This is a genomic window from Micromonospora inositola, from assembly GCF_900090285.1.
Lineage (GTDB): Bacteria > Actinomycetota > Actinomycetes > Mycobacteriales > Micromonosporaceae > Micromonospora > Micromonospora inositola.
Genome location: NZ_LT607754.1, coordinates 1713662 through 1735497 on the forward strand (window position 1 = coordinate 1713662; position 21836 = coordinate 1735497).

17 protein-coding genes are annotated in these 21836 nt (G+C 72.3%); 6 read left to right on the top strand and 11 right to left on the bottom strand.

Annotated features, from left to right (window positions below; all coding sequences use genetic code 11):
• The first annotated feature begins 36 nt into the window (after positions 1–36).
• A complete protein-coding gene (locus tag GA0070613_RS08250) occupies positions 37–1119 on the top strand; it encodes a Glu/Leu/Phe/Val family dehydrogenase (protein ID WP_089011754.1) in 1083 nt (360 codons plus the stop codon).
• 302 nt (positions 1120–1421) lie between these two features.
• The gene (locus GA0070613_RS08255; protein ID WP_089011755.1) at positions 1422–1637 is read left to right on the top strand and encodes a DUF3073 domain-containing protein; all 216 of its coding nucleotides are present in this window, start codon (positions 1422–1424) and stop codon (positions 1635–1637) included.
• Between the two features lie 145 nt (positions 1638–1782).
• Here the strand turns inward: GA0070613_RS08255 and amcA are convergent, their stop codons facing one another.
• The 5 genes from amcA to GA0070613_RS08280 all read right to left on the bottom strand — a co-directional run bounded on the left by amcA (position 1783) and on the right by GA0070613_RS08280 (position 6514).
• On the bottom strand, positions 1783–2019 hold the full coding sequence (gene amcA / locus GA0070613_RS08260; RefSeq protein ID WP_089011756.1) for a multiple cyclophane-containing RiPP AmcA: 237 nt from the start codon (positions 2017–2019) through the stop codon (positions 1783–1785).
• A complete protein-coding gene (gene amcB / locus GA0070613_RS08265; protein WP_172875964.1) occupies positions 1988–3091 on the bottom strand; it encodes a cyclophane-forming radical SAM peptide maturase AmcB in 1104 nt (367 codons plus the stop codon). Before amcB ends, amcA begins: the two co-directional genes overlap by 32 nt.
• Before the next feature lie 119 nt (positions 3092–3210).
• Positions 3211–4365, bottom strand: a complete 1155-nt coding sequence (gene purM, locus GA0070613_RS08270) for a phosphoribosylformylglycinamidine cyclo-ligase (RefSeq protein WP_089011758.1) — start codon at positions 4363–4365, stop codon at positions 3211–3213.
• A gap of 65 nt (positions 4366–4430) precedes the next feature.
• Positions 4431–6026: an amidophosphoribosyltransferase gene (purF, locus tag GA0070613_RS08275; RefSeq protein WP_089011759.1), complete on the bottom strand. Its 1596-nt coding sequence runs from the start codon at positions 6024–6026 to the stop codon at positions 4431–4433.
• Positions 6027–6190: 164 nt separating this feature from the next.
• Positions 6191–6514, bottom strand: coding sequence for a sterol carrier family protein (locus GA0070613_RS08280; RefSeq protein WP_408630993.1), 324 nt, complete (start codon positions 6512–6514; stop codon positions 6191–6193).
• Positions 6515–6701: 187 nt separating this feature from the next.
• Between GA0070613_RS08280 and GA0070613_RS08285 the strand changes: the two genes are divergently transcribed.
• Positions 6702–8657, top strand: coding sequence for a carboxypeptidase regulatory-like domain-containing protein (locus GA0070613_RS08285; protein WP_089015822.1), 1956 nt, complete (start codon positions 6702–6704; stop codon positions 8655–8657).
• Positions 8658–9136: 479 nt separating this feature from the next.
• Here GA0070613_RS08285 and GA0070613_RS08290 read toward each other — a convergent pair whose 3' ends face one another.
• The 4 genes from GA0070613_RS08290 to purS all read right to left on the bottom strand — a co-directional run bounded on the left by GA0070613_RS08290 (position 9137) and on the right by purS (position 13640).
• Positions 9137–9892 (bottom strand): 2-phosphosulfolactate phosphatase, encoded by a 756-nt coding sequence (locus tag GA0070613_RS08290; protein WP_089015823.1) that lies wholly within the window; start codon positions 9890–9892, stop codon positions 9137–9139.
• Between the two features lie 4 nt (positions 9893–9896).
• A complete protein-coding gene (purL, locus tag GA0070613_RS08295; protein WP_089011761.1) occupies positions 9897–12629 on the bottom strand; it encodes a phosphoribosylformylglycinamidine synthase subunit PurL in 2733 nt (910 codons plus the stop codon).
• A 67-nt stretch (positions 12630–12696) separates the two neighbouring features.
• Positions 12697–13380: a phosphoribosylformylglycinamidine synthase subunit PurQ gene (gene purQ / locus GA0070613_RS08300; protein ID WP_089011762.1), complete on the bottom strand. Its 684-nt coding sequence runs from the start codon at positions 13378–13380 to the stop codon at positions 12697–12699.
• Positions 13377–13640, bottom strand: a complete 264-nt coding sequence (gene purS / locus GA0070613_RS08305) for a phosphoribosylformylglycinamidine synthase subunit PurS (RefSeq protein WP_089011763.1) — start codon at positions 13638–13640, stop codon at positions 13377–13379. The genes purQ and purS overlap by 4 nt, the downstream gene beginning before the upstream one ends.
• A 382-nt stretch (positions 13641–14022) precedes the next feature.
• Here purS and GA0070613_RS08310 point away from each other — a divergent pair, with 382 nt between their 5' ends.
• Entirely contained in the window at positions 14023–14493 is a 471-nt protein-coding gene (locus tag GA0070613_RS08310; protein ID WP_408630994.1) for a YbjQ family protein, read from the top strand.
• A gap of 15 nt (positions 14494–14508) precedes the next feature.
• Here the strand turns inward: GA0070613_RS08310 and purB are convergent, their stop codons facing one another.
• Positions 14509–15933, bottom strand: coding sequence for an adenylosuccinate lyase (gene purB / locus GA0070613_RS08315; protein ID WP_089011764.1), 1425 nt, complete (start codon positions 15931–15933; stop codon positions 14509–14511).
• Between the two features lie 667 nt (positions 15934–16600).
• Between purB and GA0070613_RS33935 the strand changes: the two genes are divergently transcribed.
• Entirely contained in the window at positions 16601–18919 is a 2319-nt protein-coding gene (locus tag GA0070613_RS33935; protein WP_089011766.1) for a PKD domain-containing protein, read from the top strand.
• A gap of 77 nt (positions 18920–18996) precedes the next feature.
• Here the strand turns inward: GA0070613_RS33935 and GA0070613_RS08330 are convergent, their stop codons facing one another.
• Entirely contained in the window at positions 18997–20289 is a 1293-nt protein-coding gene (locus GA0070613_RS08330) for an acetyl-CoA C-acetyltransferase (RefSeq protein WP_089011767.1), read from the bottom strand.
• A 54-nt stretch (positions 20290–20343) separates the two neighbouring features.
• Here GA0070613_RS08330 and GA0070613_RS08335 point away from each other — a divergent pair, with 54 nt between their 5' ends.
• On the top strand, positions 20344–21702 hold the full coding sequence (locus GA0070613_RS08335) for a 3-oxoacyl-ACP reductase (protein ID WP_089011768.1): 1359 nt from the start codon (positions 20344–20346) through the stop codon (positions 21700–21702).
• Positions 21703–21836: the final 134 nt, after the last annotated feature.

Consider the following 21836-nt stretch of genomic DNA (forward strand, 5'->3'; position numbering starts at 1 on the left):
GCCCCACAAGGGCGCCCACCGTCACAGGAGTCAGCCATGGGCGTATTCGCCAGCACCGAAGACCCGGGATCGACCGGTCACGAACAGGTCGTGTTCTGCCAGGACAAGCAGTCCGGCCTCAAGGCGATCATCGGGATCTACTCCACCGCGCTGGGCCCCGCGCTCGGCGGAACCCGGTTCTACCCGTACGCGAGCGAGGAGGACGCCCTCGCCGACGTGCTCGACCTCTCCCGCGGCATGGCGTACAAGAACGCCCTGGCCGGTCTGGACCTGGGCGGCGGCAAGGCGGTCATCTGGGGAGACCCGGAGCAGATCAAGAGCGAGGCGCTGCTGCGCGCGTACGGCCGCTTCGTGGAATCGCTGGCCGGGCGCTACTACACCGCCTGCGACGTCGGCACCTACGTCGCCGACATGGACGTGATCGCCCGGGAGACGAGCTACGTCACCGGCCGCAGCGTCGAGCACGGCGGTGCGGGCGACTCCTCGATCCTCACCGCCTGGGGCGTCTTCCAGGGCATGCGGGCCGCCGCCGAGCACGTCTGGGGCACCCCCTCGCTCGCGGGCAAGCGGGTCGGCGTGGCTGGCCTGGGCAAGGTCGGCAAGTACCTCACCGGGCACCTGCTGGACGACGGCGCCGAGGTGGTGGCGACCGACGTCAACCCGAAGGCGCTGGAGTGGGTGCGCGCCACCCACCCGCAGGTCGCGCTGGTCGACGACGCCGCCGCGCTCGTCGCCGCCGACATCGACGTGTACGCCCCCTGCGCGCTGGGCGGCGCCCTCAACGACGACACCGTGTCGGCCCTGCGGGCGAAGGTGGTCGCCGGTGCGGCGAACAACCAGCTCGCCCACCCCGGCATCGAGAAGGTCCTCGCCGACCGGGGCATCCTCTACACCCCCGACTACGTGGTGAATGCCGGCGGCGTGATCCAGGTCGCCGACGAGATCGAGGGCTTCAACTTCGACCGGGCCAAGCTGCGGGCCACCCGGATCTACGACACCACCCGGGAGATCCTCCGGCTCGCCGACGACGAGGGCGTCCCGCCGGCGGTAGCCGCGGACCGGCTCGCCGAGCGGCGGATGGCCGAGGTCGGTCGGCTGCGCACGATCCACCTGCGGTGAACGTCACCCGGGGGCGGGTCGTCGGGTCCGCCCCCGGGCCACGGGCCGGCCAGCGACGGCGTTAAGCTGGATATTGGGGTGCTTCGTGCCGGTTTGACCGGTGTCACGGCCAGTCCTGGGTATTGGTCCTTACCGGGTACACTTTGTGACGGCCGGATCACTGCGACGCGCAGGGCCGGCTGACGGTAACCCGAGGTGCCGAACGGTGGCATCCCCATGTACCGTAAGAGCCACGAGAGATGCCTGACGTCATCGGGGCCCGCCTTCGGGCTGCCCCGCATTCTGTGCGAGGGGGTCGAGCCATGGGGCGCGGCCGTGCTAAGGCCAAGCAGACGAAGGTGGCCCGGGAGTTGAAGTACCACTCCCCGAACACCGACCTCACCGCCTTGCAGCGCGAACTGGCGGGTGCTGGTAAGTCTGAGCACCACTTCGACGACGACTCGAAAGAGTATGTCGACGACGATGATGAGGATCACGCGGACGAGGACCCGGACACCTGGGCCCGCCCGACCCGCTGACCTCCGGACGCAGCTGAGCACGCGGTAACTGCCCGCGTGCTCACGCATGTGCCCATCCGAAGCGGCGTACCGACGATCAGGGACCTCGCCATGCCGGAGACATCTTCCGGCTGATCGGCGGGTCCCTGATCTCGGACGCGCACCCTCAGCGGGGCCGGTTGTTCCAGTTGTAGAACGTCGGGATGTTCTCGAAGTGGTTCCAGGCGCAGACCGCGCTGGCACCGTCGCCGCCCGCCACCTCCGCCCGCAGCCGCCGCGCGGCCTCGGCCTCGTGGAGCAGTGCGGTCAACCCCACGGCGGCTTCCCGCACCCGGTCGACGACCGGATCCGCGTCGGCACCCCCGGCGCCCTCAGGCTGCCGGCGACTCGTGGTCTCGGGCATGCTCCAACACTCCCTCCAGTAGGCGGATCTTGCTGTTGCGGCAGTGCTCGGTCTCCGTACCGTCGAAACGCCCCAGCTCGAAGTAACGGTTGGCGGCGTGGCCGCCCCCGCAGAACCCGAAGTAGGGACAGGACGACCGGCACGCCTCCACCCCGGCGAGGAACTCACCCACCCAGAGCGTCCGCCCGGCGTCGACCAGGATCTCGGCCAACGGCGTGGCCAGCACGTTGCCGCTGCTGAAGTCGCCGTACCGCGGATCGGTGAAGCCGGCCAGCTCCGGGGAGAGCACGACCACCGAGCCGTCGTGGGCGACGGTGGGGATCGGGTCCAGCCGCCGGGGCAGCAGGTCGTCCGCCGCGCCGGCCAGGACCGCCCCGGCGTACCGGAGCGACCACTCCACCTCCCGCAGGTGGATCCGGGGGTCCCGGCGCCAGGCGCCGACCAGCTCCGCCCAGAACGCCGTGACCGCGGCGGGATCCCGGGCGTTCGTCCGCGTGTTGACCCCCTCGGTCTCCTCGATGTTGACGCCCAGCACATCACAGCCGAGGTCGAGGAAGTAGTCGTACAGCTCGGTGGCCAGCCCGGGGGCGGGCCGGGAAACCACCGCGAGCGCCGAGAAGGCCACCCCGTGCCGACGCAGCGCCGCCACCCCGGCCAGGATCCGGTCGTACGCCGGCCGGCCGCCCCGGGTGACCCGCTCGGCGTTGCGCTCCCGCGGCCCGTCCACGCTGACGCTCACCCGGATGCCGTGCTCGGCAAAGAACGCGCACCAGGCGTCGTCGATCAGCGTGGCGTTGGTCTGGATGTGGTGTTCCACCTCCGGCCCGAACGGGGCCAGCAGCGCCGCCAGATGCTCCCGTCCCGCCGCGAGGGGCTCCCCGCCGTGCCAGACCACCGAGAAGCGACCGGCGGCCGCCCACGGGTTGACCGAGGCGGCCACCGCCTCGGCCACGGCCACCGGCATCCGCCGGTCCGCCGCCCGCATCGGCAGGTAGCAGTAGGCGCAGTCCAGGTTGCAGAGGGTGGTCGGCTGCATCACCACGTACGAGGGGACCGCGGCGATACCGCGCATCCCGGTGTGCGTACGAGCAGCCATCAATCCTCCCCCGCTAGCCTGAACCTTCAGGCTAGGCGGCGGTGGCCACTCGGGTGAACCCCCGATCAGGTGCTCGGATGATCACCAGAGCGTGATCAGCCCCGGGTGTGCTGCCCGATCATCTGCACGTTGCCCGAGCCCTCGATGATCTCGCCGGCCTGCCAGGCGTCCACGCCCCGGCCGGTCAGGGTGGCCAGCGCGCGGTCGGCGTCCTCGGCCGAGACGATCGCGAACATGCCGACACCCATGTTGAACGTCGCCTCCATCTCCGGGTCCTCGATCCGGCCCTTGGACTGGATCAGGTCGAAGACCGGCTGCGGCTTCCAGGTGGAGCGGTTCACCACCGCGTCCGCGTGCTCCGGCAGGACGCGGACCAGGTTGCCCGGGATGCCGCCGCCGGTGACGTGCGCGAGCACCCGCACCTCGGCCTCGGCGATCAGCTTGAGGCAGTCCTGCGCGTAGATCTTGGTCGGGGTGAGCAGCTCCTCGCCGAGGGTCCGCTGCCGGCCGAAGTCGTCGATCACCACGTCCAGCCGCATCCGGCCGGCGCCCAGCAGCACGTGCCGGACCAGCGAGTAACCGTTGGAGTGCAGACCCGAGGAGCGCATGGCGATGACCACGTCGCCCACCTCGACCCGCTCCGCGCTGAGGATCTCGCTCTCCTCCACCACGCCGACGCCGGTGGCGGAGATGTCGTACTCGTCGGGGCGCAGCACGCCGGGGTGCTCGGCGGTCTCCCCGCCGAGCAGCGCGCAGCCCGCGTAGCGGCAGCCGTCGGCGATGCCGGCGCCGATCTCGGCGACCTTGTCCGGCACGACCTCACCGGTGGCGATGTAGTCGAGCAGGAAGAGCGGCTCGGCGCCGCAGGCCACCAGGTCGTCGACGACCATCGCGACCAGGTCGATGCCGACCGTGTCGTGGATGTCGAGCTGCTGGGCGATGACCAGCTTGGTGCCGACCCCGTCCGTGGAGGAGGCCAGGATCGGGTTCTTGTACTTCTTCGTGTCCAGTCGGAACAGCCCGGCGAAGCCGCCCAGGTCGCCCATGACCTCCGGGCGGCGGGTCTGCTTGACCTTGGACTTCAGCAGCTCGACCGCGCGGTCGCCCGCCTCGATCGACACCCCGGCGTCCGCGTACGAGACCGAGCGTTTGCGCGCCGTGCGGCCGGCGCCGGCGGTCCAGGGCTGGCGGTCGCCGCCGGCGCCGGTCGGGCTGCTTCCTGCGCCGCTGCGCTCGGACACGTGCGTCACGGTTCTCCCCTTTGTGGTTCTCGCGGGGCCGCCGTTGCGGTGGTCGGCTCCCGCGTCGGGTGGTGCTACGGGCGGTGGGTGGCGACCGACGGTTTCAGGTCGGGGCGCGGCGTCAGACGCGCCGAGCTGAAGTTGTCGTCGCCGCCCGGAGTGGCGACGAGTGGAGGGGTGGCGTGCCCGCCGGCGTCGGACGCCTCGGAGGCGACCCGGCGGCCGACTCCCTCGAGCACGTGCTTGCCGATCAGGTTTCCGGCCGGCAGCTCGATCGGGTACTCCCCGTCGAAGCACGCCCGGCAGAGCCGGGTCTTCGGCTGCTCGGTCGCGGCGATCAGACCGGCGAGCGAGACGTAGCCCAGCGTGTCGGCGCCGATCGAACGCCGGATGCCTTCGTTGTCCAGGCCGTTGGCCAGCAGCTCGGCCCGGGTGGCGAAGTCGATGCCGTAGAAGCAGGGCCAGTTGACCGGCGGCGAGGAGATCCGGACGTGCACCTCCAGCGCCCCGGCCTCGCGCAGCATCCGGACGATGGCCCGCTGGGTGTTGCCGCGCACGATCGAGTCGTCCACCACCACCAGGCGCTTGCCCCGGACGTTCTCCCGCAGCGGGTTCAGCTTCAGCCGGATGCCGAGCTGGCGCAGGGTCTGCGACGGCTGGATGAAGGTGCGCCCGACGTACGGGTTCTTCATCAGGCCGGCGCCGTAGGTGATGCCCGACTGCTCGGCGTACCCGATCGCGGCCGGCGTGCCGGACTCCGGCACCGGGATCACCAGGTCGGCCTCGACCGGGTGCTCCTTGGCCAACTGGCGGCCGATCTGCACCCGCGCGGCGTGCACGTTGCGGCCGGCGATGGTGGCGTCCGGGCGGGCGATGTAGACGTACTCGAAGAGACAGCCCTTCGGCTCCGGCGCGGCGAACCGGCTGGAACGCAGGCCGTCCTCGTCGATCGCGATCAGCTCGCCCGGCTCGACCTCACGGACCACGCTGGCGCCGACGATGTCCAGCGCCGCGGTCTCGCTGGCCACCACCCAGCCGCGCTCCAGCCGGCCGAGCACCAGGGGCCGCACGCCGTGCGGGTCGCGGGCCGCGTAGAGCGTCGACTCGTCCATGAAGACGAAGCTGAACGCCCCGCGCAGCTGCGGCAGCACCTCCAGGGCGGCCGCCTCGACCGAGAGATCCGGTCGGCTGGCCAGCAGCATGGTGACCAGCGATGTGTCGTTGGTCGAGCCGTCAGCGAGGAGCCCGCGCTCGGCCACCTCGCGCTGCAGCTCGGCGGTGTTGACCAGGTTGCCGTTGTGAGCCAGCGCGATGGTCGTGCCGGAGGTGGTGGAGCGGATGGTCGGCTGGGCGTTCTCCCAGGTCGAGCCGCCGGTGGTGGAGTAGCGCGCGTGGCCGATCGCGAGGTGGCCGCGCAGGCTGGCCAGGGTCGGCTCGTCGAAGACCTGGGCCACCAGCCCGAGGTCCTTGTAGACCACCACGCCCGACCCGTCGCTCACCGCGATGCCGGCCGCCTCCTGGCCCCGGTGCTGGAGGGCGTAGAGCCCGAAGTAGGTGAGGTTGGCGACCTCCTCGCCCGGCGCCCAGACGCCGAAGACGCCACACGCGTCCTGGGGGCCGGGTCGCTGCGGGTCAAGGTCGTGGCTCAGCCGGCCATCGCCTCGGGGCACGTGCCGCTCCCTCATGCTGGTCTGGACTGGCCTGGGCGGAGTCGGGGGGCAGCTCCGCACGGTCGGCCGGGACCGTCGTCGCCTGACAGTGTACGCGAATCGGCGTCGACACTGATAGTCACGATTTGCCTCCGGATCGTGACGAGGATCGGGCGTCGGCCCAGCTAGAGGGGAAGATGCCCGGAGAGGTCCGCCCGGATTCCGCTGATCCGTACGCGACCCTCGGTGACCGCCTCCGACCATGCGAGACGGCCGGTGGCCAGCGCGAGCCAGGTGGCCGGGTCCATTTCCACCACATTCGGTGGCGTGCCGCGGGTGTGTCGCGGGCCGGCCACGCACTGCACGGCACCGTAAGGTGGGACGCGCACCTCCACCGATCGGCCGGGGGCGCGCTCCGCGAGGACGGTCAAGAGGGTACGGACCGCTTCCCGGTACACCGGCCGTTCGGGCGTACGCCCCTCGTCCAGCGCCGTCAATGCCGCGACCACAGCGGCGGACTTAATGTGCGGAGAGGACACGACGGGACGATACGACCCGGAATCGGCAGCCGCGACGCCGGCCCTGGGTCGCGCTCATCCGGTCAGACAAGGCATAGTTGCCGACGGCGTATTCGTACCGTGATGATCCCCGGCCCGGCGCCCGCCGCCGGGGAAGTAAGACCGGAAGGCGGTGGACGTGTCAACACACCGACGTGCCTGGAAGCATCGGGCCGGTGTGGTCGTAGCGCTGGTTGCCGGCGCACTGCTCGCCGTCCCCGCCACACCAGCCCTCGCGGCTCCCAACATCGGCAACGTTTCGGCGTCGCCAAGTTCGGTCGAAGCTGGCAAAACGACCAGGGTGAACTTCACGCTGAACTTCACCGATCCCATCAGCACTCCTGCTGATGTCACGGTCACTTCGGACAACCCGAAGCTAAGCTGCGTCGATGGCTGCAGCCGCAACAGGGTCGACAAGGGTGGAAACTACGACGCCACGTTCAAGCTCGCTGATGACGCAGCGAACGGCTCGGCAGTCATCACCGTCCGGGCTGTCGACTCGATGGGCCCGAAGCAGGAGCAGACGGCTTCCACGACTGTCACATTGGTCGCCAAGGCCGCACCGCCGCAGGTGCAGACCGTCAAGTCGATCTCCGGCAAGGTGGTCATCACGGCCAACGGCGACCCCGTGCCGAACGCCACGGTGATGCTGCTCGACTCGCAGCAGCACCAGTACAGCACCGTCAGCGACGGCAGCGGCAACTACCGCTTCACCGGCTCGACCAGCAACCCGATCACCCCGGGACGGATCGAGCTCGGTGCCATCAAGGACACCTTCAAGGGCACCAAGACGGTCAACGCGAGCGCCGGGCAGAGCGTGACCGGCCAGCGGATCGCCCTGCCGATCAAGGTCGAGGTGAGCCCGAGCGCCAGCCCCTCGGCGAGCGAGGAGACCGCGGCGACGGACGAGGCGACCGACGACGCCGCCACCGACGAGCCCGCCACCGATGCCCCCGCCGGCCAGCAGGCCGCCGCCAATCAGGACTCCGGCGCCTCCTGGCTGCTGATCCTGCTCGGCGGCCTCTTCGTGGCCGTGGGCGTCGGCACCATCGTGCTGCTCTACATGCGGCGCAAGAACGAGGGCGACGACGTCGACGGGGACGGCCCGGGCGGCCCGGGTCCCATGGCCGGCGCCGGCGCGGTGCCGGGTGCCCGGGGCGGCTACCGGGGCGCGGACGACCACACCCGGGTGGTGAACGGGATGGGCGCCGGTCCGGCCCCGACCATGGCCGGCGGCACCTCGCTCAGCGACGCGCCGACGATGATGCACCGACCGGTCGACGACGTCCCGCCGGACCCGTACGGCGCTCCGCCGCCCTCGTACGGCCCGGGTGGGCAGCCGGGCTGGGCCGGCAACGGCTACGGTGAGGAGGCCCCCGGTCAGGGCGGCTACGGCGCGGCCAACGGCTACGGCAACGCCCCCTCCTCGGGTGGCGGCTACGGCAACTCGCCGTCCTCCGGGGGCGGGTACGGCAGCCGGGACTACGGTGCCGGGGCGGCCGGCTACCCGCCCGCCCAGGGCGCCGGTGGCTACGGCGAGCCGGCCCAGGGCGGCGGCTACGGCGAGCGGTACGACGAGCCGACCGGCCGCTACGCCGGTGAGGGCACGCAGTCGTACGCCCCGCCGGCTGACCCGTACCCGACCAGCACCTACCAGCCTCCCGAGCAGGGGCGGGGCTACGGCCAGCCGGATCCCGGCCAGTACGGCCAAGGGCCCGAGCCGACCAACGGCTACGGCGCCGGCGCCGGCGGCTACGGCGCACCGGCCGGCGGTTACGACAACGCGCCCGCCGGCAACGGCTACGACAACCCACCGGCCGGTGGCGGCTACGACAACGGCCAGCAGCAGGGCTACGGCGGCTACGACCAGCGCGGCGGCTACGGCGGCGACGGGTACGGCCAGCCCCAGCAGGGCGGGCACGGCCAGCAGGGTGGCTACGGCCAGGAGCAGCCGCCGCCGCAGCGCAACGGTGGCTACGACCAGGGCGGATACGACCAGAGCGGCTACTACGGCGACCCGGCGCAGGCCGGTCGGGGCCGCCCGGACGCCCCGCAGGAGCGCGGCGGTCGCCGGCTGGACTGGCTCGACGACTGACCCGGTCGGGGCGTGACCTGCCCCGGTGACCTCGACGGCGGCCGCTCGGAATTTCCCGGGCGGCCGCCGTCGTCATGCGGTGATCACGGTCGTCATGGGGTGGCTGGCATCTTCACCCGTGGCCGAAAGAACCGCGAGCGGTGGTGCCTGCCGCCCGCTACCAAGCTGATGTCGTGGATGAATCGCGAGGCGCGCCGTGCCTGGTGCCGCGCCGCCCTCGACGAGGCACCTGGGGCGCGAGCGGCCTGCGCGAGGGGCGACCCGGTACGCGGAGGCGCCGGACGGGAAACCGACGCGCAGGCGCCGGACGGGAAACCGACGCGCGGACGCCTGACCGAGGGCCGGCGCGAGGTGGCCTGAGTCATTCACGTCATCAGGTTCGTAGCGTCCGGTCACCCAGAGGTCGGCTGGGCATGGGCGGCCGTTGGCGCGCACGAGGCGGGGCGAGAGGCGGTGGGCGGGCGGAAGGCGGGCCTGGGTCAGGCGGCGGAGAAGAAGCCCTGCCGCAGCACCGGCACCACGTCCGAGACGTCGACCTGGACCGCGACCTCGACGTCGGCGGCGAAGCCGCCCTCGATGAGTTCCCGGCCGGAGACGCAGCCCCGGACCGCCGCCGGCACGTCCGGCGTGCTGGCCAGCGCGGCCAGCGCCATCGCCGCCTCCACCGACAGCCCGCCCGGCACGCCGGCGAGGGCGTCCAGCACGCTGGCCGCCGCGAGCAGGTCCTCCACCGAGGGGCGCAGCGAGCCGTCCGGCCACCGTTCGCCGGCGGCGATCACGCCGACCGGGGTGGCGGTCGAGCCGTACCCCTGGGCACGCAGCCATCGCCCGACGGCGCGCGCGTTGCGCAGGCACGCCGCGACCACCGGCAGGCCGGTGGCGCTGGCGGCGGCGCTGATCGCCGAGCCGTTCGGCGAGGGCAGCACCAGGTCGGCGACGGCCGGCGCGGTGCGCAGTGCGGCCGGGGAGAGCGACCACGGATGCTCCGGGGTCATCCGCCGGCGGCCGACGGCCGCGACGGCACCGACCCGGCGGGCGTACTCGGCCGCCTGCTCCCCCCAGGGGAACGGGTGCACCCGCATGCCGCGGCCGACCGCCACCTCCACGGCGGTGGTGAACGAGAGGACGTCCACCACCACCAGAGCGGCACACACCCGGCCCAGTTCGGCCGCCCCGGTCAGCCCCCAGTCGAACCGGGCGCCGGAACCGGGCTGCAAGTAGACGGCCTTGGCCAACGCGTCAGCGCTGATCGGACGCGGCGGGCTGGTCCGGGTCACCGGAGGAAGCCGGCGCGGACCCGTCCGGGCCGGCGCCGGCCGGCTCGGTCGCGTCGGAACCGCCGTCGGTCGTCGTCTCCTCGGCGGCGCCCTCGGTCGCGGTCACCGTGCCCTCGACTGGCTGGTCCAGCGCCGCGACCGAGGTGGCCCCGACGCTCACCGGCGCGGCGTCGGTCACCTCGGCGGTGGCCGGGAGGGGGGTGGTCGTCCCGATCCGGGCCGCCTCCACCTCCACCTGGGCCGCCTCCGGGCTGCCGAAGAGCCGGGGCAGGGTCTCGGTGTGCGCCGCGCGCAGCTCGTCGAGGCCGATCCGGAACTGGCCGCGCACCTCGAGGGCGCCGCCGGCCTGGTCGGTGACCCCGATGAACTCCCACGGCACCCCGCGCTCGGCGCAGAGGGCGGTGAACGCCTTCTCGTGCCCGCGCGGCACCGACACCAGGACCCGCCCGGCGGACTCGCTGAACAGGTAGACGAACGGCATCGAACCGCCGGTGAAGTGGTCCGGCACCGCGATCCGGGCGCCGACGCCCCGCCGCAGGCAGGACTCGACCAGGCTCTGGGCCAGACCGCCGTCGGAGAGGTCGTGCGCGGAACTGAGGTGACCCACCCGGGCCGCCTCGGCCAGCAGTTCGGCGAGCTGCCGCTCACGGCCCAGGTCGACCTGCGGCGGGATGCCGCCCAGGTGCTCGTGGGTCACCCAGGCCCATTCCGAGCCGGAGAGCTCCACGTGCGTCTCACCGAGCAGGAAGAGCTGGTCGTGGTCGCCGCCCGGCCGCGGCACGAAGCCCATCGGCACCCGGTCCGCGACGTCGTCCAGCACGCCCAGCACGCCGACCACCGGGGTCGGGTGGATCGCCGCCGCGCCGGTCTGGTTGTAGAAGCTGACGTTGCCGCCGGTCACCGGAATGCCCAGCTCCAGGCAGCCGTCCGCCAGGCCGCGGACGGCCTCGGCGAACTGCCACATCACGCCCGGATCCTCCGGCGAGCCGAAGTTGAGGCAGTTGGTCACGGCGATCGGCTTCGCGCCGGTCACCGCCACGTTCCGGTACGCCTCGGCGAGCGCCAACTTGGTGCCGTGGTACGGGTCAAGGCGGGCGTACCGGCCGTTGCCGTCGACGGAGAGCGCCACGCCGAGTCCGGTCCGCTCGTCGATCCGGATCACGCCGGAGTCCTCCGGCTGGGCCAGCACGGTGTTGCCCAGCACGTACCGGTCGTACTGCTCGGTGACCCAGGTCTTGTCGGCCAGGTTTGGCGACGCGATCATGCGCAGCACGGTCTCCCGCAGCGCGTCCGGGTTGTTCGGCCGGGGCAGCGTCTCGGCCCGGTCCGCCTGGAGCAGGATCAGGTCCGCGGGCTCGCGCATCGGGCGGGCGTAGACCGGCCCGTCGTCGACCAGCGAACCCGGCGGGACGTCGACCACGATCTGGTCGCGCCAGGTGATCACCAGCCGGCCCGGCTGGCCGTCCGGCGCCGGCGCGGTGACCTCACCGATGGCGGTGGCGAGCACGCCCCACTTCTCGGCGGTCTTGAGCACCGCCTCCAGCTTGTCCGGGGCGACGACCAGCAGCATCCGCTCCTGCGACTCGCTGGCCAGGATCTCGCTCGGCTCCATCGAGGGCTCGCGCAGCGGCACCCGCTCCAGCCAGACCCGCATGCCGGTGCCGGCCGCGGCGGCGGTCTCGGTCAGCGCGCAGGTCAGCCCGGCGCCGCCGAGGTCCTGGATGCCGACCACCAGCTCGGCGTCGTACAGCTCCAGGCAGGCCTCGATCAGCAGCTTCTCGGTGAACGGGTCGCCCACCTGCACCGCCGGGCGGCGCTGCTCGCTGGCCTCGTCGAAGGTGGCGCTGGCCAGCACCGACACGCCGCCGATGCCGTCCCGGCCGGTCTTGGCGCCCATCAGCACCACGACGTTGCCCGGCCCGGCGGCGGCCTTGTTCTGCAGCCGGGACACCGGCAGCACGCCGAGGCAGAGCGCGTTGAGCAGCGGGTTGCCCTGGTAGCTGGGATCGAAGACGAGCTCGCCGCCGATGTTCGGCAGGCCGAGGCAGTTGCCGTAGCCGCCGACGCCGGCGACCACGCCGGTCAGCACCCGGGCGGTGTCCGGGTGGTCGGCCGCACCGAAGCGCAGCGGGTCCATCACCGCGACCGGGCGGGCGCCCATGGCGAGGATGTCCCGGACGATGCCGCCAACGCCGGTCGCCGCGCCCTGGTACGGCTCGACGAAGCTCGGGTGGTTGTGCGACTCGACCTTGAAGGTCACCGCCAGCTCGTCGGAGACCTGGACCACGCCGGCGTTCTCACCGATGCCGGCGAGCAGCCGGTCACTCGGCGGGGCCTTCTCGCCGAACTGGCGCAGGTGCACCTTGCTGGACTTGTAGGAGCAGTGCTCGCTCCACATGATCGAGTACATGGCCAGCTCGGCCTGGGTGGGCCGGCGGCCGAGGATGTGCCGGATCCGGTCGTACTCGTCGTCGCGGAGGCCCAGCTCGGCGTACGGCTGGAGCTCCTCCGGGGTGCCGGAGGCCCGGGGCACGGTGTCCACGCCGAGGGCCCAGTCGTCGGCCGGGGCCGGGTCGGTGCGGCCGGCGTCGACCGGGCCGGCCTGCGGCACCACGACGGCCGTACGCGGCTCCGCCGGGGCGGCCGGGAAGGCACCCGGTGTCTCCCGTACGGCCGGGTCCGGATGGGTGGTCATGACCTCTCCTCGCTGCGCTCGCCGGCGTACCGGCGGGTGAGCCGACCGATGATCCCGCCGCGCACGGTCACGCCGGCGCCCCCACCAGGTGCTTGAGCACCGAGGTGAAGAAGCCGAGACCGTCCTGGGAGGGGCCGGTGAGCGCCTCCACCGCGTGCTCGGGATGCGGCATGATGCCGACCACGTTGCCGGCCTGGTTGGTGATCGCGGCGATGTCGCGCTGCGAACCGTTCGGGTTGCCGGCGAGGTAGCGGGCGACGACCCGACCCTCGGCCTCGAGCTGGTCCAGCGTCGCGGTGTCGGCGACGTAGCAGCCCTCGCCGTTCTTGACCGGGATCAGCACCTCCTGGCCCGGCTGGAACGCGTTCGTCCAGGCGGTGCCGGCCGACTCGATCCGCAGGATCTGGTCCCGGTTGCGGAAGTGCAGGTGCTGGTTGCGGGTGAGCGCCCCGGGGAGCAGGTGCGCCTCGCAGAGGATCTGGAAGCCGTTGCAGATGCCAAGCACGGGCAGGCCGCCCCGGGCGGCGTCCACGATCGTCTCCATCACCGGGGCGAACCGGGCGATGGCGCCACAGCGCAGGTAGTCACCGTAGGAGAAGCCGCCGGGGAGGACGACCGCGTCCACCCCGTGCAGCTCCGGGTCGCCGTGCCAGAGGCGGACCGGCTCGGCGCCGGCGATCCGGACGGCACGGGCCGCGTCCCCGTCGTCGAGCGAGCCGGGGAAGGTCACCACACCGACCCGGGCGGTCACTGGTGCGCGTCCACGGTCTCGTCGGTCTCGACCAGGCGGACGGTGAAGTCCTCGATGACCGGGTTGGCGAGCAGCTTGTCGGCGATCTCCCGGGCCCGGTCCAGGTCCGGTTCACCGGTGAACTCGATCTCGATCCGCCTGCCGATCCGGACCGAGGCGACGTCGCTGACGCCGAGCCGGGGCAGCGCGTTTGCGACGGCCTGGCCCTGGGGATCGAGGATCTCGGGCTTGAGCATGACGTCGACGACGACGCGAGGCACTGGGCACTCCTGACTGTGTACGCAGTTGGGTGCCGACCCACAACGGGCGAGCGCAGCCAGCCTACCTGGCAGATGCCGTCCCGGCCGCACCGGCCGGGCGCGGTCCAGACACTGATCAACATAACCGGCGGAGAGCGGGCCGACCGGACCGGGCACCACCCGGCGAGGCATGTCCCGGGGTGTCACCTCCGGCCGCTTTTCGGGCAGATCGTACCTTCTCGGACATCCGCCACCGGTGGTCGCCGGCGATCGCCCTACAGGCGGATGTCCGACAGTTCCCGCCGTACGGGCCCGGCACGGCCCACCCGACCCCGGCGCGTCGTTTTGCAGCATCCGATCAGGTGAACAACCCTCACGAACGGCCCGCTCCCCGGCTGACAGCATCGGAACCGTGCTGGTCGTGACGACGGATCAACTGCCCGGCTACGAGATCCGCCAGATCCTCGGCGAAGTGGTGTCCTCGATGGCCAGGACCCGGAACCCGTACCGCGAGGGGGTCAAGAACCTGCGCGGTGGCGCGTACGACCCGATGGCGCCGGACAACCTCACCCGCTGGCGTACCGATTCGGTGGCCCGGCTGGGTGAGGAGGCCGAGCGGCTCGGCGCGAACGCGGTGATCGGCATGCGCTTCGACAGCCGGGACTGCGGCGAGATGTGGATGGAGATCTGCGCGTACGGGACGGCGGTGATCGTCGTACCCAAGATGCCGGACGTCATGCCGGCCGACCAGCCCGTGGTGGCCGCGGAGTCCGCCCACGAGCCGGGGATCGTGGAGGCCCCCGGCGGCATCGCCGAACCGGCGAGCGCCCCCAACCTCACCTCCGCCGCCGAAACCCCCACCCGCGACTTCTGACCTGGGTCGGAAGGGTCAGAGGATGGGGGGTGGGGTGTAGGCGGCGGCTTCGGGGTGGGCGGCGACCACGTCGGCGATGCGGGCGGTGATCCGGTCCACCTGGGCGGCGGCGGCGCCGACGAAGGCGTTGCGGTCGGCGACCAGGGCGTCGATCTCGGCGCGGCTGAGACCCAGGCGACCGTCGGCCGCCAGACGGTCGAAGAGATCGTTGTCGGGGGCGCCCTTCTCCCGCATGGCGAGGGCGACGGCGACCGCGTGCTCCTTGATCACCTCGTGCGCGACCTCCCGGCCGACGCCCCGCCGGACCGCCGCGACCAGGATCTTCGTGGTGGCCAGGAACGGGAGGAAGCGCTCCAGCTCCCGGTTGATCACCGCCGGGTACGGCCCGAACTCGTCCAGCACGGTGAGGAAGGTCTGGAACAGCCCGTCGGCGGCGAAGAACGCGTCCGGCAGGGCGACCCGGCGGACCACCGAGCAGGAGACATCCCCCTCGTTCCACTGGTCGCCGGCCAGCTCGCCGACCATCGACAGGTAACCCCGGATGATCACCGCGAAGCCGTTCACCCGCTCGGAGGAGCGGGTGTTCATCTTGTGCGGCATCGCGCTGGAGCCGACCTGGCCCGGCTTGAAGCCCTCGGTGACCAGCTCCTGGCCGACCATCAGCCGGATCGTGGTGGCCAGGCTGCTCGGCGCCGCCGCGGTTTGCGCCAGCGCGGAGAGCACGTCGAAGTCGAGCGAGCGCGGGTAGACCTGGCCGACGCTGTCCAGCACCCGGCTGAACCCGAGGTGCTCGGCCACCCGGCGCTCCAGCTCGGCCGCCTTGCCGGCGTCGCCGTCGAACAGGTCGAGCTGGTCCGCGGCGGTGCCGACCGGGCCCTTGATGCCGCGCAGCGGATACCGGCCGATCAGGTCCTCCAGCCGGTCGTACGCGATCAGCAGCTCCTCCGCCGCCGACGCGAAGCGCTTGCCCAGCGTGGTGGCCTGCGCGGCGACGTTGTGCGAGCGGCCGGTCATCACCAGACCGGAGTACTCGTGCGCGTGCCAGGCGAGCCGGACCAGGGTGGCCACCACCCGGTCCCGGATCAGCTCCAGCGAGGCGCGGATCTGGAGCTGCTCGACGTTCTCGGTGAGGTCCCGGGAGGTCATCCCCTTGTGCACGTGCTCGTGCCCGGCGAGCGCGCTGAACTCCTCGATCCGGGCCTTCACGTCGTGCCGGGTGACCCGCTCGCGCGCCGCGATGGAGGCCAGGTCGACGTCGTCGACCACCCGCTCGTACGCCTCGACCACCCCGTCCGGCACCGGCACGCCGAGGTCCCGCTGGGCCCTCAGTACGGCGAGCCAGAGCCGCCGCTCCATGCGTACCTTCTCCTCCGGCGACCAGAGGGCGACCAGCTCGGGCGAGGCGTACCGGTTGGCGAGCACGTTCGGGATCGTCGTCACCCGGCCATTCTCCGGTACGGCCCGAGCCGGGCGACCGGCCGGCCCCGGGCCGCCCACCGGGGGGCGGCGGACCCCACCGTATCGCCGAAACCGCGCCGGGCCCCGGACCAGCGGCAGGCGGGGTAGCTGGAGGCGCTTTTCCCAGCCAGGCCGGGCTGGCGCTGCGCCGGCTCCGGCCAGGAGTGGCCATGCCCGGACCGGCCGGGAACGTCTCCTCGCTGAATACCTCGGCAACCGCATCGGCGTGGCGATGCTGCTCTCCTCGTACCTCCTGGACGCCCTCGTCGAGCTGCCGGGCGAGTCACCGGCGGCGCTGCGCACCCGCTTCCTCGGCTGGCTGCCCCGGTGAAGGCGCGGGTGGCGGACGGCCCCGGGCCGTCCGCCACCACGCCGACCGGTCGGGTTACTTCCCGGGGAGGGCGACGGCCGGGTCGAGAGCGATGGCCTTCTGCTGCTCGGCGGTCAGCGCGAACGCGTCCCTGGGACCGTGGTTATGGGTCACCCAGACCGTGGAGCCGTCCTGGGGCGGGACGGCCGATGAGGGCCGAGCGAGGCGGCGTGCCCGGTATGTCGCGGAGGGATAGCCAGCTACCGGAGGGTAGGAGATCATCGTCTCCATCTAACTCCCGGCACGAGCCGGATCCTTTCTCCTCACCAGAGGACGCGCATGCGCAAATCGTCCCTCGCCGGCCTCACCGCTCTCGCTCTGGCCGGCGGCACCCTGCTGGGCGCGGCCCCAGCCCAGGCGGTCGACCCGGCCGTCCTGCACGTCAAACAAAACTCCATCACGGGCTGCTCTGACACGTGGCCGGGCACACTGGAGCAGCCCTTCTGCACGATCGGGGCGGCTGCCGCGGTGGTCACCGCCGGGCAGACGGTCGACGTCGGCGGCGGCAACTACCGGGAACGCGTCATCATCACCAGCTCGGGCACGCCGGACCAGCCGATCACCTTCCGCACCACCAACTACGCCACCCTCATCGGGCAGACCGCCGGCTTCGTCATCGACGGCCAGCACGACATCACGATCCAGGGTCTCCGGGCCGGCGGGGCGGTGGACGTCCCCGCGCTCGACCTCCGGAACGCCTCAGCCATCACGGTCGACGGCGGCGGCTACTGGACGGCCGACCTGGCCACGGCTCCCGCCGTCCGGCTCGCCGGGGTCACCCGGTCCTCCCTGAAGCGCCTCTCCGCCAGCGGGCTGTCGCTGGTCGGCGGCCTGACCATGGACGCCGCTACCAGCGGAGTCACCGTCACCTCCGCCACGGTGGCGAGCGCGCAGTACAACACCCCCGACCACAGCGTGGGAATCCAGGTCGACGGCCCCGGCAACAGGATCGTCAACAACATGGTCAGCGGCTTCACCGGCGCCGCCATCGCGGTCGGGCCTGGCGTGGCCGACACGGTGGTAGCCAACAATCAGATCAACGGCGGGGCCGGCTACGGCATCCACAACCGCGGCGCCAGCGGCACGGCCATCACGAACAACAATGTCCGGGACCGCTGCCTCGACGGCATCCGGGTGGACGGGGCGTCCGCCGGGGTGTCGGTGCAGAACAACGTGTTGGCCAAGAACGGCTACTTCAGCCAGGGCTACTGCGACCGGTCCAAGCTGGACGGCGTGGAGGTCGGGGTCTACGACGAGGCGGTCAAGGACACCGTGGTCGACTACAACAACGCGGACCACTACGACCCGTCGTCCCCGACCATCTACGCCTGGAGCGGCACGCGGATGAGCCTGGCGGCGTTCCGCGAAGCGTCCGGTCAGGCCGCCCACGACCTGGAGACGCGGTACGCCCGGGACAACTACGACTCGGCGAACTCGGCGGCTCCCGGCTACCAGGTCACCGACCGCTACGGCAAGACACGCGCCGACGACCCGGCCGTGGCGGACACCGGCGCCGGCCCGGTCACGTACGCCGACCGTGGCGCGGTCGAGACCATCCGACCCCCGGTGGCCTCGTTCGACCTCGCCCTGGACCTCGGGACGACATCGGTGGAGGTGGACGCCTCCGCCTCCACCCCCGGCTTCGTCCCGATCGCCTCCTACCAGTTCGACTTCGGCGACGGAACGGTGGTCACCCAGGCCACTCCGGTCGCCTCGCACCGCTACCAGGCGCCCGGCGGCTATGAGATCAGGCTCAAGGTCACCGGCACCGACGGGACGTCGGGCAGCAGGTACCAGCGGGTCAGCCTGCTGCGGCGGACCGCAACGGTGGGCCTGCTCGCCCTGCCCAACCTCCGCTACGTCGGGCCGGGCACCCTCGCGACGACTCTTCAGCCGAACCAGGCCGGGTTGGGCACGACCGCCCAGTTCGACCTCGCGGACGCCGGCGACGGCCAAGTCGCCCTCTTCTCGCGCGCGACCGGGCGGTACGTCTCGGCCGACTTCGCCGGCACCGCGTTGCTGACCATGACGGCCACCGCGGTCTACAACACGGAGACGTTCACCGTCGTCCGCAACACCGACGGCAGCATCAGCCTCAAGTCGGCGTCCAGCAACCGCTACGTCAGCACCGCGTCGGCGCTCTCCCCCTATCTGAGCGCGAACCAGACCACCATCGGCGCGAACGAGAAGTTCTACCGGGTCACGGTGACCGATGCGAACCGGTGGCTGAGGGCCGCGAACCGTCGGTACGTCACAGCCGAGAGTGCCGGCACCAATCCGCTGATCGCGAGCCGGACCACGATCGTCACGTGGGGGCGGTTCGACGTGATCGACCTCGGCAACGGTCAGGTGGCCCTCTTCGCCCGCGCCAACAACCGCTTCGTCACCGCGGACGGCGCCGGGACGTTGCCGCTGATCGCGAAGCGCGGCACCGTGGGTACCTGGGAGCGGTTCACCCTCGTCCGCAACGGCAACGGCACCGTGAGCCTCAAGGCCATCGCCAACGGCCGCTACGTCACCGCCGACGGCGGAGGTGCGAAGCCACTGATCGCCAGCCGCACCACGATCGGACTCTACGAGAAGTTCACCCTGGGCTGAGCCTCCGTTCGACGCCCGCCAGGCAACCGCCCTGGCGGGCGTCGGCGCGTCCGGTCCCAAAACGGGGCTCCGACGGGTCAGCGTTCCAGGATCGCCGTCACGCCCTGGCCGCCGGCCGCGCAGATGGAGATCAGGCCGCGCCCGCTGCCCTTCTCGGCGAGCAGCTTGGCCAGGGTGGCGACGATCCGGCCGCCGGTGGCCGCGAACGGGTGCCCGGCGGCCAGCGAGGAGCCGTTGACGTTGAGCCTGTCCCGGTCGATCGACCCGAGCGGCGCGTCCAGGCCCAGCCGTTCCTTGCAGAACTCCGCCGACTCCCAGGCGGCCAGGGTGGCCAGCACCTGCGAGGCGAACGCCTCGTGGATCTCGTAGCAGTCGAAGTCCTGCAGCGTCAGCCCGGCCCGGGCCAGCATCCGGGGCACCGCGTACGCGGGGGCCATCAGCAGCCCCTCGTCGCCGTGCACGAAGTCGACCGCGGCGGTCTCGGACCAGCTGAACCAGGCCAGCACCGGCAGGCTGTGCTCCCGCGCCCACTCCTCCGACGCCAGCAGCACCGTGGAGGCGCCGTCGGTGAGCGGCGACGAGTTGCCCGCGGTCATGGTGGCCCGCTCGGCGTCCGGGCCGCGGTGGCCGAAGACCGGCTTGAGCGAGCCGAGCTTCTCCAGGCTGGTGTCGGGGCGGAGGTTCTGGTCCCGGGTCAGCCCGAGGTAGGGGGTCATCAGGTCGTCGAAGAACCCCTTGTCGTACGCGGCGGCGAGCCGTTGGTGCGAGCGGAACGCCAGCTCGTCCTGGGCCTGCCGGTCGACGTTCCAGCGCAGCGCCGTCCGGGCGGCGTGCTCCCCCATCGACAGCCCGGTACGCGGTTCGGCGTTGCGCGGGATCTCCGGCTTGAACGGCTGCAGGGGACGGAGCTTCGCGGCGATCTTCAGTCGCTCGCCGAGGGTCCGGGCGGAGTTGAGCTGCAACAGGGTGCGGCGCAGGTCCTCGTTGACGGCGAGCGGCGCGTCCGAGGTGGTGTCCGCGCCACCGGCGATGCCCACCTCGATCTGCCCGAGGGCGATCTTGTTGGCGACCAGGATGGCCGCTTCCAGGCCGGTGCCGCACGCCTGCTGAATGTCGTACGCGGGGGTGTGCGGGTCGAGCCGGGAGCCGAGCACCACCTCGCGGGTGAGGTTGAAGTCCTTCGAATGCTTGAGCACCGCGCCGGCGACCACCTCGCCGACCCGCTGACCGGCCAGCCCGAACCGGGCCACCAGGCCGTCCAGGGCCGCGCCGAGCAGGTCCGCATTGGACGCGTGCGCGTACCGGGAGTTGGACCGGGCGAAGGGGATGCGGTTGCCACCGATGACCGCGACCCGCCGGACACTCTGCACGATCGGCCTCCTCGAAGCTGTTGCCCGAACCCTACTCGCCAGTAGGCTACGCCCATGACCGACAGGTACGCGAGCTTCGTCCAATCGGGGGCCGGTCGCGCGCTGGTCAAGCGCCTCGGGCTGCCCGACCCGCCTCGACTACGCCGGCACACGCCGGGCGATCCGCTCGTCCATGGGCCCGTCCTGCTGGGCGCCTCGGCCGGTGGCCGGCTCGCCGAGCCGGCCACCAAGATCCTGACCTCCGCCGGGGTCGAGCTGCGCGATCCGTCCGCTGCCACCGACGCCACCGCGCGCTACGCCGCCCTGGTGTACGACGCGACCGGCATCACCGACTCCACCGAACTGCGGCAGCTCTACGACTTCTTCTACCCGCAGGCCCGGGCGCTGCTGCCCAGCGGTCGGGTGATCGTGCTCGGCAGCCCGCCCGGCGAGTGCGGCTCGCCCCGCGAGGCCACCGCCCAGCGCGCCCTGGAAGGGCTGACCCGCAGCATCGGCAAGGAGTTCGGCCGGGGCGTCACCGCCCAACTGGTGTACGTGACGGAGGCCGGCGACCCCGGCACCCTGACCAGCCTGGAGTCGACGCTGCGCTTCCTGCTGTCCGGGCGCTCCGCGTACGTCTCCGGCCAGGTGGTCCAGGTCTGCGCCGGCACGGCGCAGCCGCCGGCCGACTGGGACCGGCCGCTGGACGGGCAGGTCGTGCTGGTCACCGGCGCGGCCCGGGGCATCGGCGCGGCGCTGGCCCGGGTGCTCGCCCGGGACGGCGCGCAGGTCGTCGCGCTGGACGTCCCGGGCGCCGGGGACGAGCTGGCCGCGGTCGCCAACGAGATCGGCGGCACGGCCGTCCAGCTCGACCTCACCGCGCCGGACGCCCCGAGCCGGCTCGCCCAGCACCTCGCCGACCGGCACGGCCGGGTCGACGTGGTGGTACACAACGCCGGCATCACCCGGGACAAGACGCTCGGCCGGATGGACGCCGACCGCTGGGACTCCGTCATCGACGTGAACCTCTCCAGCCAGGAGCGGATCAACGACGTGCTGCTGGAACGCGCCCTGATCCCGACCGGCGGGCGGATCGTCTCGGTCTCCTCGATCGCCGGCATCGCCGGCAACCGCGGCCAGACCAACTACGCCACCAGCAAGGCCGGGGTGATCGGGCTGGTCGACTCCCTGGCCCCGGCGCTGCGCGAGCGCGGCATCAGCGTCAACGCGGTGGCCCCCGGCTTCATCGAGACCCGACTGACCGCGCGCATCCCGCTGATGCTGCGCGAGGCGGGCCGCCGGATGAACAGCATGTCCCAGGGCGGCCTGCCGGTGGACGTCGCCGAGACGATCGGCTGGCTGGCCTGGCCGGCGACCGGCGCGGTCAGCGGCAACGTCGTCCGGGTCTGCGGCCAGAGCCTGCTGGGGGCGTGATGGCCAGGCGGAAGGACCGGTCGGCGGACGGCCCGACCGAGGATCTGTCGGTCCACGAACTGATCGACGGCCCCACCCAGGACCTCACCGGGCTGCACCCGGACGCCAAGGCCGTCGAGGCCACCCCCGGCCTG